The following is a 17213-nucleotide window of genomic DNA, read 5'->3' as shown; positions in this document are numbered from 1 at the left end:
ATATATGGCTGTAAACGCACAATTAATTAAAGAATTAAGAGAAATTACACAAGCTGGTATGATGGACTGTAAAAAAGCTTTAGAAGCAACAGATGGAAACATCGATGACGCTATCGTTTGATTAAGAGAAAACGGATTAGCAAAAGCTGCTAAAAAATCAGACCGTGTAGCTGCTGAAGGTGTAGCTTTAGCTAAAGAAGACAATAAAAAAGTTGTTATTCTTGAAGTTAACTCAGAAACTGACTTCGTTGCTCAAAACGAAAAATTCATCAGCTTAATTGATGAAATTGCTAATGTATTATTGGCATCAGATGCAAAAACTTTAGAAGAAGGATTAGCATTAACAACAAATTCAGGTGAAACAATTGAACAAGTATTAGTAAATGCTACAGCAACAATTGGAGAAAAAATTCAATTAAGAAGATTTACTTTAATTGCTAAAGAAGCTGGAAATACAACTACTTTATACAACCATGCAAACAAAAGAGTTTCAGTTGCATTGAACTTTAAAGGAACACTTGATGCATCAGACGCATATAACTTAGCTATGCACGTTGCAGCAATGAGCCCACAATACAAAAGCATGGAAGAAATCCCTGCTGAATTTAAAGAATCAGAATTTAGCATCATTAAAGCTGAAGCTAAAGAAGATCCAAAATTACAAGGTAAACCTGAAAATGTTTTAGAAAACATTTTAAAAGGAAAATTATCAAAACGTTTATCAGAAATTAGTTTAGTAGACCAACAATATGTTGTTGATGAAAGTTTCAAAGTAGGGCAATTTTTAGAATCTAAAAAAGTAACTTTAATTGACATGATAAGATATGAAGTTGGAGAAGGAATTGAAAAAGTAGTTACTGACTTTGCAAGTGAAGTAGCTGCTCAATTAGGTAACTAATTATGAGTTCAAAATTTTTAATTATGAGCATTGTGTTAATTGGTATTTCATTACTATTATTATTAACACTTGCATTCTATTACTATCAGTTTAGAAAATTAGATACTAAGTCAAAAAAATATGGTTTAGTTTTACCAATCATTACAGTTTCTTTAATTTCAATTAGTGAAATTATGGGAATTATTACAGCTGTAATTTATAAGCCAGATCTTTTAAACTCAAATACAGGCGCAATAATTACAACAGTTATTGGAATGATTTGTATAGCTGGTTCAGTTATTTCATTATTCTTTTTCATTCCATATTATGGGGTTGCATTAACAAAAGATTCAATTAACTTAATTGGAGAAAAAATTGATAATAAAAACATTGTTAAAATTATTAGTGATACTAGAACACCATATATTTTCGTTTTTTATAAACAGGGTAAAAGAGTAATAAAAAAAGTTAAATTTAGTACAAAAATGGTTGATGCATCATTCTTTGATGAAAAAATCATAGGTATTAAAGTTGATAGCGAAGATGCATTAGCATATCATAATAAATCAATTAGAAATAAATAGTTTAAAGCATTCTTAGGAGTGCTTTTTTTATTAGTGTTTTTGGGTATAATAAATAAGATGAATGAGGTATTTTAAATGAAATATAAATATAGTACAGTTTTATTAAAACTTAGTGGTGAAGCTTTAAAAAGCGAAAATGAAATTTACAACAAGGAAAAATTAGAAGACATTGCTAAACAAATTGTTGAATTAGCAAAAAATGGATTAAAATTAGGAATTGTTATTGGTGGAGGAAATATCTGAAGAGGTAAACTTGGAACTGATATTGACATGCCACAAATTAATGCTGATTACATGGGAATGTTAGCAACAGTTATGAATGGTCTAGCTTTAGAATCAACTATCAAACGTTTAGGTTATGACAAGGTTAATGTTTATTCATCTTTACCAATTGAAACAGTGACAGATGATTATAACTTTAAAAGAGCTAGATTAAAAATGAATGAAGGTTACATTTCAATTTTTGTTGGAGGTACAGGATTTGCTTATTTTACAACAGATACTAATTCAGTAATTCGTGCAATCGAAATTGATGCTGATGCAGTATTAATGGCAAAAAATGGAGTTAAAGGAGTTTATGATTCAGACCCAAATTTAAATCCTAATGCCAAATTTTATGAAAAATTAACTCATCGTGAAATAGCTGATAAACAATTACGTGTAATGGATTTAACAGCAGCAACATTAGCAAAAGACGCAAAACTTCCAATCGAAGTATTTGACATGCAAGGACCAAATAACATTATTAAAGTTATGGAAGGTTCTTTAGAATCAACAATCATAGAAGAATAGGAGAAATAAATATGGATGAAATTTTATTATTAGCAGAGCAACAAATGGAAGACACAGTTGCTGCGTGACAAGATCACATTAAAACAATTAGAACAGGTAGAGCAAGTGCTACAATGTTAGATAAAGTTATGGTTAACTACTATGGAACTCCAACACCAGTTAATCAAACTGCTCAAATCTCAACACCAGAACCTCAACTATTAGTAATTAAACCTTGAGATAAAAGTTTAATTCAAGAAGTTGTTGCAGCAATTAACAAATCAGACTTAAACTTAAATCCAATTTCTGATGCTGAAGTTGTAAGAATTAATATTCCTGCATTAACAGAAGAAATTAGAAAAGATTTAGTTAAAAAAATGAATAAAGAATTAGAAAACTTTAAAGTTCGTATTAGAAATATTCGTAGAGATTCAATTGATACAGCTAAAAAAGACAAATCAATTAGTGAAGATGTTGTTAAAGGCATTGAAGCTGACGTGCAAAAATTAACAGATTCAAATATCAAAAAATTAGATGAGATATCAAAAATTAAAGAAAAAGAATTAATGTCAATATAGAGATAAAACATTTGTTCGACAAATGTTTTTTCCTTAGAAAGGGAAACAAAATGGATAACATAATTAATATAGTTAAAGATGACTTAAAAACAATAGCAAAAAAAATAAATATAACAAAGGAACCAATTGTTGAAATAAACAAAAATAATATTGATAGTCATTTTTCTACAACTCTTGCTTTAATGAGTGCAAAAGAACTAAAACAAAATCCTGTTCAATTAGCAGAAACTATTAAACAAGAATTAATGCAAAAAGATTATTATGATCAAATTGAAATAGCAGGACCTGGTTTTATTAACATTAAACTAAAAACAAAATTACTTTCAAGAGCTATTAAAAACATAACAACTTTAAAAGAAGCATATGGTAAAAATAAAAGTAAAAATGAAATTATAAACATTGAATATGTTTCAGCAAACCCTACAGGATATTTACACGTTGGGCATGCGAGAAATGCTGTAACTGGTTCTGTATTAGAAGAAGTTTTAAAATTTGATGGTTATGAAGTGCAAACTGAATATTATACAAATGATGCAGGAAATCAAATTAATATTTTAGCTGTTACTGTTTTTGTTCATTATCAATGAGCACTAGGAATTGAAGCGGAGAAACCAGTTAATACTTATGGTGGAACTTTCTATGATGATTTAGCTAATACTTTGATTGAAAAATATGGAGATAAATTTAAAAATTTAACTTTTACAGAAACTGCAATTTCTGATGATGAAGTTCATCAAATTTTTAGAAAAGAAGCTACAGAATATTTCTTAGCTGAAATTAAAAAACAATTAAAAGATTTTGGAGTTGTAATTGATCACTATTCAAGTGAACAAGAAATGTACGATACAAATCAAATTGAAAAACTTTTAGAAGAATATAAGGAAAAAAATGCAACCTATGAAGCTGATGGAGCTTTATGATTAAAAACAACTGAATTTGGTGATGACAAAGATCGTGTGTTAATTAAAAAAGATGGTTCCTTAACATACATTGTTCCAGATTTAGCAACACATAATATCAGAATTGATAGAACCAAAGCTGATGTACTAATTAATATTTGAGGTGGGGACCACCATGGTTACATTCAAAGAATGAGAGCTGGTTTACAATTATTAGGTCATAATCCAGACATTTTGGAAATTGAAATGGTACAAATGGTAAGATTGATCAAGGACGGTCAAGAATACAAAATGAGTAAAAGAAAAGGAACTGCTGTTTGATTAGTTGATATTATGGAAATGGTTGGAAAAGATGCTTTAAGATATATGTTAGCATCTAAATCAAGTAGTTCACATATGGACTTAGACTTAGACCTAGTTCAACAAAAAAATGCAACCAACCCAGTTTACTATGCACAATATGCAACAGCAAGATGCCATTCAATTTTAAATCAAGCTGAACAAAAAAATATTAAAGCTAATTTAGAAGAAACAAATTTATTATCAAATAAAAAAGAAATAGAATTATTATTAACTTTAGATAATTTTAACCAGGTAATTCAAATGGCTGCTAAAAATAGAGCGCCACAATTAATTTGTGAATACATTCAAACTGTATGTAAACAATTCCATTCATACTATGCAGATACAAAAATTCTTGATGAAAAAGATTTACCAATAAGTGAAGCAAGACTAGGATTAGTTTTAGCAGTTTTACAAGTATTAACTAATGCTTTCACTATTATTGGTGTTAGTGCTTTAGAAACAATGTAATATGAATAATTGAGATTTAATTATTGTAGTTCCTTTAATTATTATTTTAGGATTAGCATTTTTATATTTTCTTTATAAAAAACAAAATTTTGAAAAGAAAATATTTTGGTTTTATACTCAAACATTAATTGTTTGAGTTACTAATGCAATCTTAATTCAAGAAAACTCAAATGTATTAACTGATGCTTTTGATAAGATGCCATCAGCAACAGTTGTGGTTTTACTATTATTTGGTAGTTCAATGTTGTTTGCAATTCTACTTAAACCTTTTGCAACGTGAATAACCGGAAAAATAAGAAGCAGAAACATTTGAATAAGAGCTTCAATTTTAGCTTCAATTCTTGCTTCTCTGTTATTATTTATTCCTTCAAATGATGCGGCTTGATTTAAAGTAATAATTATCTTGCAAGCAATTATATTAGGTATTAGTATTTCATCACAGAGTTTATATTTCCTATATTTAAATGAACAAAAATATAATAGACTATTTGCATTAAAAGTTTCTTTTGCTATTGGATTTGTAATTACATTTGCAACTTTTATAGGTAACTGAATTTTAAATATTAATAATTTTGTTACAGATAAAATAATTGTTTTGAATATTGTAACCGTTATTCTTTTGTTATTGTCATTATTAATTAGTTTTAAAAATGGTTCAGAGAATAAAAATAAAATTGGAGAGTTCAGACTAGTTTTAAAAGAAGAATTAATAAAATACTCAAAATCAACATTAGTAAAATTAATTATACTTACTTTAATATTAGGTATTATTTATGGTTTTATACAATCCCCAATATTTAGAATGTACTTTGTGGCTAATTCAAAAATTGGCAATGATAATCAAAAATGACTTGAAGCATTAGATAGAAAATACCAAGCATTATTTATTTTTGGTCAGTTTGTAATAGGATATACATTATATAAAATTATGCTACCTAAAATAGGTGTGAAAAATTTAATTTTTGCATTGATCGTTATTTCAGGTTTAACATTGTTAATTTCAACATTTGTTATTAATTCAGTATGAATAATTATTTCAAACTTAATTTTTGGTTCTGCATATTTTGTTTTATTCTACATGTGATTTGCTTTTGCAATTATGTGAAACTATCGTGCATCAAAAGGTATACCAGTTACAGGCTTTATAGCTTCAGCATTGCTGCTTGGACAATTTTTAGTTATTTTCATTTTTAATTCTTTTATTTATACAAAAACAGGTTTATTTACATATCAATCAATCCAATCAATTATTGCTGAAACAAATATTGAAAATATTATTGCATTTGAAAATAACTTAAAAAAAGTTATTAGAATAACAGCTGCATCATTATTTTTTATTAATAGTATTTATTTATTCTTAACAGTATTGTGAATAGATCAAGTGATTGCAGAGTTCATTGACTATGCAAATATTAAACATATTTTTTCAGAATATGAAAAACAATCTGTAGAGAAAAAAATTAATTCAAGAATTATTATTGAATAAGGAGAAATCATGAAAAACAATTTAGAGAAATTAGATAAAATTAAAATTAATGAAAAACTAAATAATAAAGTTTTTCGTGATTTTATTAAGTATTTTGAAAATAAAAATAAGCAAAAAATAAGCAAAAAACTTTTAACTGAATTTGAAACAATAGTAAATAAAATAGCAACATATAATGATCATAAATTTGTTAAACAATCTGATTTATTTGGAATGTTGTTTATACAACAAAATGAAATAGAAGATTTTTCAGAAAAATTCAAAGAAGCAATTAGAGAAACAATGTTTAAAGAAGTTATTAATTATCAAACATTAAATTCAAACTTAAAAGATGAATTTGAAATAAAGTATAATGAAAAGTCTTTAACAAAAGAAGAAAAAGAACATGCCTCTAAATTAGTTAAATGGATAAGAAAACAAGTTGAAATATTTTCAAATGAAAAACTAATCAATGAAAATCCTCAATTAGAAAATCAAATAACTGGCGAATTAACAAAAGAGTTTTTTAAAGAGCAAAATGAAATCTTTATTAAAATTTATAAATGACATGCAAATGTATTTGAAGTAATGGCTAAATAAAACAAGAAGGGAGAAATTATATGAATGAATTAAAACTTAATGAGCATTGTGAAAAAATAAAGCAATTAATTAAAATTGTTAAAAACAAAAGAATTAAACAATCCGAGGCCGACGATATATTATTTTTTATAGGTAATATGATTGACGAAGTAATTTTAAAAGATTCAACAATTTCTCATAGATTAAATATTAATTTAGTTAAAAATAATCGAATTCTTGAAATTGACATAAAGCCAAATAAAATTATTCCTTCAACAAAAGATACGCATGAGTTTTTATATCTTTTAAAAACGTTGCTTTCACTAATGACAATTAAAAATTATTTTTTTAATTTTTACATTTATTCAGAAATTAAAATGATTGTTAATTATTACATAAACAAATCAACAAAAAGTAAATGTTATGATAGTGTTAATGAGCGTTTTGCAATTAATGAATTAGAATTTCATGATCAGTTAGTGATGTATAAATATTTATATTCAATTTTTGACAAATTGATGTTTATTAACGTTTTTCTTGTTAATAAGTATAACCTTAAAACCATTGACATAAAGAGCAATTATATTTTTACAAAAGATTTTGATTCTGTATCAATGCCTTTATTTAAAACAACAGTTAGAAAATTAGCTTTTGCTGAATATTTAAAAACATTAAACAAATCTGTATCTTTCCATTATATTAGAAAGTTAAGGAATAATCTTGAGCATTCTTTCACAGATCCCAAATCAAAATATAATATAGCATTAGAAACTGAATTACTTTTTATTTTAGTATCAAGAACATTAATCCAAATGCATAGAGATTTAAAAAATGATGGCGAATTAATAAAATTAATAAAGTTAAATCAAGTTAATAAATAGGAAAAAAGGGTCAATTTATTATAAAATAATAAATAACTAAGGAGAAATAACATGCAACATTGAGACGAATTAAACATTTCCAATTTCTCAGGTCCCTTGGACTTGCTATGAAATATGGTTAAGGATAAAAAAATTGATATTTTTGAAATTAACTTAAGTGAAATAATTGATCAGTATTTAAAATACATTGAAAGCCAACAAAAATTAGATATTGAATTAGCAAGTGAATACTTAGTTATGGCTGCTCAAATGATCGAAATGAAATCAAGAATTTTGCTTCCAAAAGACGAAGAAGAATTGCAAGATGAGTTTATGTTTGAAGATTTGCTTGAACAAATTAATCAATATGGACAAATTAAAGAAGTTAGTGAGTATTTTTACAATAAGCAAGAAGAATATTTAAACACTTACTCAAAACCAAAAACTAAAAAATCATTCGTTCAATCAATTGCTGATAGAAATGACGAATTAATGCTTGATCCTTTAAATATAGGTATTGATGAGTTTGCTGATATCTTTCAATCTATATTACAAAGAGCACAAAACTTTAATGATGATTTTGAATATGATGAAAGCATGCTTTTAGAAGACGCATACGCACCAATTCAAAATGAAATTATTTCACCACAAGTAATTGCTAGATCAATTGTTGATGTTATGAAAACAAATAAACACAAAGAATGAAAGCTTGAAGAAGTTATTAGTGGATATGAATTAAATTTAATTAACTTAATTTCCACTTTTTTGGCTGTATTAGATATGGTTAGACATCAAGTTGCAGTTATTAACCAAAAAAATGACACGTTGGAATTTAGATTTACTTCAGAAGCTTTAGCTGACGAATCAATTTTGAAAAGAATAGAAGAGGTAGAAGATTATGAATAATAATATTAAAGCTGTAGTTGAAGGTTTATTGTTTGTTTATGGTGATGAAGGTATTAGTTTACTAGACTTACAAAATGTATTAGAAGATGTTAGACCAGTAACAATTCAAGAAACTATTTTGGAGTTAGAAAAAAAATATTCTTCAGATGTTGATTCTGCATTTTCAATTCAAAAGTTTGGAAAAAATAAATATAGATTACAGACTAAACCAGAATTACATGAATATTTTGCAAAATTAGAATTAGAAGTTAACAACTCTAGATTATCAAATTCAAGCATCGAAGTTTTATCAATAATTGTTTATAAAGGACCAATCTCAAAGCATGATATTGAGTTAATAAGACAGGCTGAATGTTCATACCAAATTTACAGATTAAGACAAAAAAAATTAATCAAAGCTGTTGGTAAAACTTCAACAGGAGCAAACCTATATACAATTACAGATAACTTCTTCAAGTTATTCAATATTACAGGTGGTTTTGAAGCGCTACCACAAATTGATTTTGCTTCATATAAAAATGAAAATGATGAAAATGATTTTGATGAAGACACAAAAATAACCGAGGAAATGGTTTCAGAAGATGATGTTTTTAATGAAGATGGCTCAGAGGAAATTTTTTAATGGAAAGATTACAAAAAATTATTTCAGCTAGGGGAGTAACTTCAAGAAGAAATGCAGAAAAATTAATTGTTGAAGGTAAAGTTAAAGTTAATGGTGTGGTAATTACTGAGCTTGGTTTCAAAACAAGTCCTGATGCTGATATTGAAGTTAATGGGAAACAAACAACTAAAAACAATGAAAAGTTTTATTATTTATTTAATAAACCAAGACTTGTTTTAACAACAATGTATGATCCTAAACAACGTAAAACAGTTGCAGATTATTTTAAAGACGTACCAACGCGAGTTTATCCTGTTGGAAGACTTGATTATGATGTTAGTGGCTTAATTATAATGACTAATGATGGTGAATTTGCAAATTTTGTTATGCACCCAAGATATGAATTCTTTAAAACTTATCAAGGTTTATGTAAAGGTAAAGTTTCAAAACAACAAGTAAACCAATTACTTAAAGGTGTAAAAATTGAAGATGATTACTTTACAAAAGCAATTCAAGCAGAATTATTAAATTATGATCAAGAAAAAGATCAATCAATTATTGAAATGACAATTGCAGAAGGTAAAAAACACCACGTTAAGCAAATGTTTTCAGCTATTGAAGCTAACTTAATGAAATTAAAAAGAACTAAAATTGAATTTTTAGAAGTTGATGATTTAGAAGTTGGAAGATATAGAGAATTAAAACCTCATGAGGTTAAAAAATTCTATGGAATTTATCAATCAACAAAAAGAAAAGAAGACTTAAAAATTAAATAAAGAGGTATAAATTATGAAAATAGCAATTTTTGGAACAGTAGGAGCAGGTAAATCATCAATATCACAAGAATTATCAGAAAGATTAAATTATGAAATATTTCCTGAGCCAATAGATGAAAACCCCTACTTTGAAGATTATTACAAAGATATTAAGGCTTATGCTTTTAGAATGCAAATATTCATGTTAACAGCAAGATCAAAACAATTATTTGCAGCCAAAGATTTAAAAAACAAAATTTTTGATAGAACAATTATTGAAGATCCAATATTCATGAATGTTGGTCATAAAATGGGGAATGTTGATGATATGGATTACAAAACATATTGTGATTTCTTTCAATATGTAGTTTCTGAAAATTTAAAATATCCAAACGACAGATTAAAATTTGATTTAGTTGTATACTTAAAAGTTTCTGATGAAACTTCAATTAGAAGAATTAATGAACGTGGAAGATCAGCAGAATTAAGTATTGATAATGAGTACTGAAAAATTTTAAATGAATCATATGAAGAATATTACCAAGAACATAAAAATGATTTTCCATTTTTAGTTATTGATGCTAACAACAATAACTTAGATGAGAAAGTTGAAGAAGTTATACGAAATATAGAAAAAATTAAGAAGGAGATTTAATATGGGAAGAGCACACGAAGTCCGTGCCGCTTCAATGGCGAAAACAGCTGCTAAAAAGTCAGCAGCTAATGGTAGAGCAAGTAAAGAAATTTATATGGCAGCTAAAGCCGGTGGTTCAGATCCAACATCAAACTTAGCATTAAGAACTTTAATTGATAAAGCTAAATCAAATCAAATTCCAAAAGATGTTATTGATAGAGCTATCAAAAGAGCGACTGGTGGAGATGCTGAAAACTATGTATCAAATAGATACGAAGGAATGGGTCCAGGAAACACAGCTATTATTGTTGATGCATTAACAAGTAATGTTAATCGAGCAGCAGCAAACATTAGAGAAGTTTTTAATAAAAACAATGGTAATCCAGAAGGTAAGGTTGCATTTATGTTTGAGGAAGTTTCAATGTTTGCTTTTAAAGGCAAAACAGAAGAAGATGTGCTTGAACAATTAATGATGAGCGAAGTTGATGTTAATGATGTCGAAGTCGAAGAAGATATGATTATTGTTACAGCTCCTTACAAATCTTTTAATGCAGTTAAACATTCATTAGATGAATTAGGAATTGAAGAATACTTAATGGCAGAAATTAAATTAATCCCAACTGATGATTATATTGAAGTAACTGATGCTGAATTAAAACAACAATTACAAACATTATTAGATAAACTTGATGAATTAGAAGATGTACAAAACGTATATCATAATGCAGCTATTTAATTAATAAAAATCTTTTTATAACACTTAGGTGTTATTTTTTTTATAATCATTATAGGTGATACAATGGATAGTTTATTTATTATAAATTTAATGCTACTAATAGTTAACTTTATTGTAATGATATCGTTGCTATTTTCAGTGTTGTATTTTAATAGGGCATACATCAATTATCAGGTACCAAGAATCAATTCATATAATGATGTGATTAGTTCAAAAGAAATTGAAAGAATAATCGAGCAGTTTAAAAGAATTTATCTTTTAGCAGATTATGAGATCATTTATGCGGATACAGAAAATTACATTAATCTTTTTAGAAATTTAAATAAAAGCAAAAAACAAATAGTAATATCAAAAAAAATATTTGAATCAGTAGGTTATGAAATCGATTATATTATTTCAAGATTATGAATTGCGTCAAAAATAAATGAAAAAAATGGCTTAGTTAGAGGATATAAATGATTATTAATAACTATTCCGTTCTTATCATTATCACTAATGTGTATATGTTTATTAATGAACTGCATTCTATTTGGATATATGAGCGGAAAAACAAATGAAAATATAGATAAGATCATTCTTTGAGTTTGAAAAATACCAATGTTTTCAGTTTTATTCTTTATTGGTTTGATTTCAATGATAATATCTTATTTATTTTCATTTAAGGTAAAAGAAGCAATTGAGTATAACTATAGTAATGAAATTAGTTCATTGGTCAAATTAGCATTGGAAGATTACACACAAGATTTTGTAAGTGCTAGAACTTATGCGCAAAACATTAAAATAAGTTATTTACCTTTAATCAAAAATGCTGATTTTTGAGAAAATTCTAAATGAGTTGGTCCATTCGTATATATGTAAGAGAAAGGTTAAACCTTTCTTTTTAACATAAAAAAAACAACTTAAAGTTGTTCAAATTATCCTTGTCCAATTCCTTTTGCTTTTCACTCAGCTAAGATTAAGTCTCTTTCACCAGCTTCAAGTCTGTCTTTGTATTCAGCAAATCTTTCTTTACATTCATGTAATTCTTCGATTGCTTCTTCTAAAGTTCCTCAACCGTTAATTTTTACTGATTTTTTTTGTAAAGCCTTGTATTGTAAGAAGAAGTTTTCAATTTCATCACGTAAATGTTGAGGTACATCTTCTAATTTTTCATAAGAACTAAATCTTGGGTCATCGTTAAATACTCCAAATAGTTTAGTATCAATTTCTCCAGCATCAATCATTTTTATTGAACCTAAGATTCTAACACTTACTTGAACACCTGGCATTGTTGGGTAAGTACATAAACTAATAACATCTAATGGATCTCCATCTCAATCAAGTGTGTTTTCAACCATTCCATATTCACCTGGATAAAAGTTAGCTCCATATAAAACTCTATCCAAAATAATTCTTCCAGTTTTTGCATCTACTTCATATTTATTAGATGAACCTTTAGGAATTTCAACGATCATATCTAATACATTGTTTTTTGACATATTAATTTCCTCTTTTCTTTTTTTATTTTATCTTATATTAATTTATTTTTTAATATTTACTTGAAAAAGTTAAAATTCTTATTTATAATTTTTATAAATTAGGAGAATCATGAAAAAGAATAAAAAAGAATATGAGGCTTACTTAAAAGATATAAGTCTACTTGAAGAAGAAGAAATTAATAATTTGGAGCATAAAAAAGAAGATCATTATCATGGTATACATCATTTTGATGATAGAGGTCAACATGATCATATTGAAAAAAACGAATTTAAATTATCTATTGAGTTTAAAATGTCTAGAAGAAGACTTATTTATAAAATGGTACTTACTTCTGTATTTTTAGCTTTAACAGCAACGGTTAGTGCTATAGATATTTTCTTTGAAAAAATTGCATTGCCAGTTGGTTCAGGTCAATTATGGATTGATTTTAGATTTTTGGATATTGCATTTATTTGTATTTCAATTGCTACACTTGGCCCAATTTTTTCATCAATCATAGGATTTTTAAATCCTTTTATCCATTTTGCAATTCACGGTGGAGAGCACGGTATTTGATCAACTACAATTGAAGCACCTCAAAATATCTTGATAGTTTGAATGGTATGAGCTGTGTTTAATGTATTTTTTAATAATTCACCAATACATAGAGATACAGATAAAACAAAGGCAAGATTCAAAAGGTTTGTACCAATACCAGTAATGATTATATTAGCATCTGTGATTTCAACAGGTATGTTCATATTAGGGATGTATTTAGACGGTTTAACAAGTAGTCATGACCACATTCATGAGCATTCAATACAGTTATTCCATGAAGAACACCATCATTCAGATGGCAAATTGGAAAATGTTACGGATATCAACTTCTTTATACTTTTATCAATATTTGCATGAAATATGCTTAGATATACAGTTGCTTTCTCAATATTCAGTATTGTTGAATGAAGAATGAGACCAATAAACCATAGATATAAATAAAAATTAGGGAAGTTAAGTAGTTTTACTTGACACCCTTTTTATTTTTAGTAAAATTAAATAAGGTTTTAAAAATTATAGGAGGAAACATGGTAAAAATTAGATTAAAAAGAATTGGTAAAAAACAAGCACCTTTCTACAGAATCGTTGCTGCTGATTCAAGAGTTAACCGTAATGGTCAATACATAGAATTAATTGGAACATTTGATCCATTAAAATCAGAAGTTAAAATTAACAATGAATTAGCTTTAAAATGATTACAAAATGGAGCTCAACCAACTGAAACTGTTAGAGAATTATTATCACAACAAGGTGTAATGAAAGCATTACACGAAGCAAAACTTGCTAACAAAAAATAATTCAAGCAGAATTAAGAATTTGTTTTAAAACCACTTTAAAATTTTAGCAAGGAAGTATAATGGAAAATAAAAACTTATTATCTATTGGAAAAATTGTCAACACATTTGGTATAAAAGGGGCTGTGAAAATAGCTTTAGAAAAAAACATTGAAGTTAACGATATAAATGGAATCAAACTTTTATTTATTGAAAATACAAATAATGTAATTACTCCAAAACAGGTTGAATCAATAAGCATGCAAAAAAGTCATTTAGTTGTTTACTTTAAAGAGCATAATCACATTAATGAGGTTGAAATATTTAAAGGTAAAAAAATTAAATATTTAAATGATAATAATGCATTTTCAATATTCTATGATTTAACTTACTATTCTGTTGTGTATAACAGTCAAAAAGGTAAAGTTATTGAAACAATGTTTAATGGTAATCATGATTTAGTCAAAGTACTATTAGAAAATGAAGAAAAAGCATTTTGAGTGCCTTTGGTTGACGTTTACACTGATAACATTGATGATGAATCTAGAATTATAACTTTAAAAAACATTGAAGGATTAAAATAATGAAATATTCAATTCTAACGTTATTTCCAAATATCATTAAGTCTTATATTTCTGAATCAATTATTAAAAAAGCTTTAGAGCGTGAAAAAATTGAATTAGAAATTATTGATATAAGAGATTTTACAACATTACCTCATAATCAAGTTGATGAATATCAATTTGGTGGAGGAAGAGGAATGGTTTTAATGTGTGATCCAGTTGTCAGTGCAATTGAATCTGTTAAAACAAAAAACTCAATTGTTGTATTAACTTCTCCACAAGGAAAAACTTGAAATCAAAATATTGCAAAATCATTTGCAGCTGAATATGATCACATTATTATTGTTTGTGGACATTATGAAGGTTTTGATGAAAGAATATTGAAATATATTGATATTGAAATTTCAATTGGTGATTATGTATTAACTGGTGGAGAATTGCCTTCATTAATAATGTTAGATTCAATTACTAGAATCCTACCAGGAGTTATAAATACAGAATCACATGAACAAGAAAGTTTTGAAAATAACTTATTGGATTATCCAGTATACACCAAACCCCATGATTATAGGGGAGACAAAGTTCCTGAAGTCCTTTTAAGTGGACACCATGCTAATATTCAAAAGTGAAGAGATGAACAACAATTAATATCTACTTTTAATAAAAGACCAGATTTAATTGATGAATCAAAATTAAACAAAGTACAAATACAATTATTAGAAAATCTAAAAAAATCGAAAGGAGATAAATAATATGGCATCAAAAGCAACAAAAACAACACAATCAAAATACGCTATTATTAACAACCAATTACGTAACGACTTACCAGATTTTACATCAGGGGATACTATTAAAGTTGACGTTAAAATTAAAGAGGGAGAAAAATTCCGTATTCAAACATTTGAAGGATTAGTAATCAAAACTCAAGGTTCAGGTATTACTTATTCTGTTGTTGTTAGAAAATTATCAAACGGTGTATTCGTAGAAAGAACATTCCCACTACACTCACCAATCATTGATAAAGTTACTATCGTTAAACGTGGACGTGTACGTAGAGCTAGAATTTACTACATCAGAAAATTATCAGGTAAAGCTGCAAGAATTAAAGAAATCTTACCAACAAAAGCTGATAAAAAATAGTTGTCAATTATTAAACAATATAACTCTCATGTCAAATGAGGGTTTTTTTATTTGTTATAATATAAAAAGATTAAAAGGAGAAATAACATGAGTGCAGAATTTAACTGATTTCCAGGTCATATGAATAAGACTTTAAAAAATATTGAAGAAAAAATTCCTGTGGTTGATTTAGTAATTGAAATTTTGGATGCTCGTGCTCCATATTCATCTCGTAATTTAACTTTTTCAAAAATACTAAAAAATAAACCAGTTTTATATGTTTTATCAAAAGCAGATATTGCAGATCCAAAAATAACTCAGGAATGAGTTGAATACTATGAGAAAAAAAATAACACTGTAATGGTATTAGATGATAAACAAAAAAATATTGTTAAACCATTAATTGATTTAATTAATAAAGCAACAAAAGAAAAACAAGAAAAAGATAAAGCAAAGGGAATGGTTAATTCATTAATTAATGTTTTAGTTATTGGAATTCCAAATGTTGGAAAATCAACTTTTATCAATAGATTAATTAAAAACAAAAGTGTTAAAGCTGGAAATAAACCGGGATTAACAAGAGGAATTCAATTAATTCATTTATCACAATTTATTTCATTATTAGACACACCTGGAGTCTTACCAGCTAAATTAGAAAATGAAACAGTTGCTACAAATATTTGTGCAATAAATTCTATTAAAGAAGATGTTTACCCAAAAGAAAGAGTTGCTGGGAAATTAATGCAATATTTATTCAACCACTATGAAGGATTAATTGAAAACCATTATAAGATTTCTCCAAGATTACAAAGACCTATTCAAATTGCTGATACATTTATTATTTTTGAAATGATAGCAAAAGTTAGAAAATGATACATGAATGATGACTTACTTGATTATGATCGTGTTATTGATACATTTATGCGAGATATTATTGGGAATGAATTTACTAAAGTTTCATTTGAAAGGATATTAGAAGTTGTTCCTGAAGAAATGGAAAAAGCTTCAAAAGTTAAAAATGAAAAAGCAATTGAGGATATTTCAGATTTATGATAGATAAGTCAAGAATCTTATTTGATAGTCAAATTAGGTTTGAAAATAAAACAAAATTTATTAGTGGTAGTGATGAAGCTGGCAGAGGAGCAATGGCAGGACCAATTGTAGTTGCAAGTGTTATCTTGCCAAGCGATTATCAGAATCCATTAATTAGAGATTCAAAAAAATTATCTAAGAAACAAAGAGAATTGCTTTTTGAAGAAATTAAAGCAATTGCGATAAGCTATGCTATTGAAATTATTGAAGCTAGTGATGTTGATATATTAAATCCAAAACAGGCAAGTAGAGTTGGAATGGTTAATTCAATTATGAATTTAAAACCAAAGCCAGTGGTAAGCTTAATTGATGCTGAAAAAATTGTTATTGAGAATTACAATTGTTTACCATTTATTAAAGGAGATGATTTAAGTCAATCAATTGCAGCTGCTTCAATTCTAGCCAAAACAACAAGAGACAACATAATGATTGAATATGCAAAAGTTTATCCTGAATATAATTTTGATTTGCATAAAGGTTATTGTGTTAAAGAGCATGTAGAAAAAACTAAAAAATTTGGTGTGTTGCCAATTCATAGAAAAAGCTATAAACCGATTAAAGATATTTTAGAAAATAACTTTTAATGTTATTT

The 17213-nt window shown here is 26.7% G+C and carries 22 protein-coding genes; 21 read left to right on the top strand and 1 reads right to left on the bottom strand.

What is annotated here, in order from left to right; genetic code table 4:
• Positions 1-4 precede the first annotated feature (4 nt).
• The 14 genes from tsf to MENTO_RS03110 all read left to right on the top strand — a co-directional run bounded on the left by tsf (position 5) and on the right by MENTO_RS03110 (position 11916).
• Positions 5-898: a translation elongation factor Ts gene (gene tsf, locus MENTO_RS03175; RefSeq protein WP_099651405.1), complete on the top strand. Its 894-nt coding sequence runs from the start codon at positions 5-7 to the stop codon at positions 896-898.
• Positions 899-900: 2 nt separating this feature from the next.
• Positions 901-1461, top strand: coding sequence for a hypothetical protein (locus MENTO_RS03170; RefSeq protein ID WP_099651404.1), 561 nt, complete (start codon positions 901-903; stop codon positions 1459-1461).
• 75 nt (positions 1462-1536) lie between these two features.
• Positions 1537-2253, top strand: a complete 717-nt coding sequence (gene pyrH, locus MENTO_RS03165; protein WP_099651403.1) for a UMP kinase — start codon at positions 1537-1539, stop codon at positions 2251-2253.
• Between the two features lie 11 nt (positions 2254-2264).
• A complete protein-coding gene (gene frr, locus MENTO_RS03160; RefSeq protein ID WP_099651402.1) occupies positions 2265-2810 on the top strand; it encodes a ribosome recycling factor in 546 nt (181 codons plus the stop codon).
• Between the two features lie 50 nt (positions 2811-2860).
• Entirely contained in the window at positions 2861-4522 is a 1662-nt protein-coding gene (gene argS / locus MENTO_RS03155; RefSeq protein WP_099651401.1) for an arginine--tRNA ligase, read from the top strand.
• Position 4523: 1 nt separating this feature from the next.
• Entirely contained in the window at positions 4524-6008 is a 1485-nt protein-coding gene (locus tag MENTO_RS03150) for an MFS cation transporter (protein WP_099651400.1), read from the top strand.
• Positions 6009-6017: 9 nt separating this feature from the next.
• Positions 6018-6587 (top strand): hypothetical protein, encoded by a 570-nt coding sequence (locus tag MENTO_RS03145; RefSeq protein ID WP_099651399.1) that lies wholly within the window; start codon positions 6018-6020, stop codon positions 6585-6587.
• A 20-nt stretch (positions 6588-6607) separates the two neighbouring features.
• A complete protein-coding gene (locus MENTO_RS03140; protein WP_099651398.1) occupies positions 6608-7447 on the top strand; it encodes a hypothetical protein in 840 nt (279 codons plus the stop codon).
• Between the two features lie 51 nt (positions 7448-7498).
• Positions 7499-8332: a segregation and condensation protein A gene (locus tag MENTO_RS03135; RefSeq protein ID WP_099651397.1), complete on the top strand. Its 834-nt coding sequence runs from the start codon at positions 7499-7501 to the stop codon at positions 8330-8332.
• The gene (scpB, locus tag MENTO_RS03130; RefSeq protein WP_099651396.1) at positions 8325-8954 is read left to right on the top strand and encodes an SMC-Scp complex subunit ScpB; all 630 of its coding nucleotides are present in this window, start codon (positions 8325-8327) and stop codon (positions 8952-8954) included. The genes MENTO_RS03135 and scpB overlap by 8 nt, the downstream gene beginning before the upstream one ends.
• Positions 8954-9709, top strand: coding sequence for a pseudouridine synthase (locus tag MENTO_RS03125; RefSeq protein ID WP_099651395.1), 756 nt, complete (start codon positions 8954-8956; stop codon positions 9707-9709). The genes scpB and MENTO_RS03125 overlap by 1 nt, the downstream gene beginning before the upstream one ends.
• A gap of 13 nt (positions 9710-9722) precedes the next feature.
• Positions 9723-10343, top strand: coding sequence for a deoxynucleoside kinase (locus MENTO_RS03120; protein ID WP_099651394.1), 621 nt, complete (start codon positions 9723-9725; stop codon positions 10341-10343).
• Between the two features lies 1 nt (position 10344).
• Positions 10345-11058 (top strand): YebC/PmpR family DNA-binding transcriptional regulator, encoded by a 714-nt coding sequence (locus MENTO_RS03115; RefSeq protein WP_099651393.1) that lies wholly within the window; start codon positions 10345-10347, stop codon positions 11056-11058.
• 63 nt (positions 11059-11121) lie between these two features.
• Positions 11122-11916, top strand: coding sequence for a hypothetical protein (locus MENTO_RS03110; RefSeq protein ID WP_099651392.1), 795 nt, complete (start codon positions 11122-11124; stop codon positions 11914-11916).
• 56 nt (positions 11917-11972) lie between these two features.
• On the opposite strand, the gene MENTO_RS03105 is transcribed toward MENTO_RS03110, so the two are convergent.
• On the bottom strand, positions 11973-12536 hold the full coding sequence (locus tag MENTO_RS03105) for an inorganic diphosphatase (protein ID WP_023026066.1): 564 nt from the start codon (positions 12534-12536) through the stop codon (positions 11973-11975).
• A 109-nt stretch (positions 12537-12645) separates the two neighbouring features.
• On the opposite strand from MENTO_RS03105, the gene MENTO_RS03100 reads away from it, so the two are divergent.
• From MENTO_RS03100 to MENTO_RS03070, 7 genes are all read left to right on the top strand, one after another.
• A complete protein-coding gene (locus MENTO_RS03100) occupies positions 12646-13515 on the top strand; it encodes an ECF transporter S component (RefSeq protein WP_099651391.1) in 870 nt (289 codons plus the stop codon).
• An 86-nt stretch (positions 13516-13601) separates the two neighbouring features.
• Positions 13602-13871 (top strand): 30S ribosomal protein S16, encoded by a 270-nt coding sequence (gene rpsP, locus MENTO_RS03095; RefSeq protein WP_011183440.1) that lies wholly within the window; start codon positions 13602-13604, stop codon positions 13869-13871.
• Between the two features lie 59 nt (positions 13872-13930).
• Positions 13931-14431, top strand: a complete 501-nt coding sequence (locus MENTO_RS03090) for a ribosome maturation factor RimM (RefSeq protein WP_099651390.1) — start codon at positions 13931-13933, stop codon at positions 14429-14431.
• Positions 14431-15162, top strand: coding sequence for a tRNA (guanosine(37)-N1)-methyltransferase TrmD (gene trmD / locus MENTO_RS03085; RefSeq protein WP_099651389.1), 732 nt, complete (start codon positions 14431-14433; stop codon positions 15160-15162). The genes MENTO_RS03090 and trmD overlap by 1 nt, the downstream gene beginning before the upstream one ends.
• A gap of 1 nt (position 15163) precedes the next feature.
• A complete protein-coding gene (gene rplS / locus MENTO_RS03080) occupies positions 15164-15550 on the top strand; it encodes a 50S ribosomal protein L19 (RefSeq protein ID WP_011183437.1) in 387 nt (128 codons plus the stop codon).
• 87 nt (positions 15551-15637) lie between these two features.
• Entirely contained in the window at positions 15638-16585 is a 948-nt protein-coding gene (gene ylqF, locus MENTO_RS03075) for a ribosome biogenesis GTPase YlqF (protein WP_099651388.1), read from the top strand.
• Positions 16579-17205, top strand: coding sequence for a ribonuclease HII (locus tag MENTO_RS03070; protein WP_099651387.1), 627 nt, complete (start codon positions 16579-16581; stop codon positions 17203-17205). Before ylqF ends, MENTO_RS03070 begins: the two co-directional genes overlap by 7 nt.
• Positions 17206-17213: the final 8 nt, after the last annotated feature.

It is taken from the genome of Mesoplasma entomophilum, assembly GCF_002804125.1.
GTDB lineage: Bacteria > Bacillota_I > Bacilli_A > Mycoplasmatales > Mycoplasmataceae > Mesoplasma > Mesoplasma entomophilum.
The sequence above is the reverse complement of the archived record's forward strand: the minus strand, read 5'-3'. Positions and strand labels throughout refer to the sequence as shown.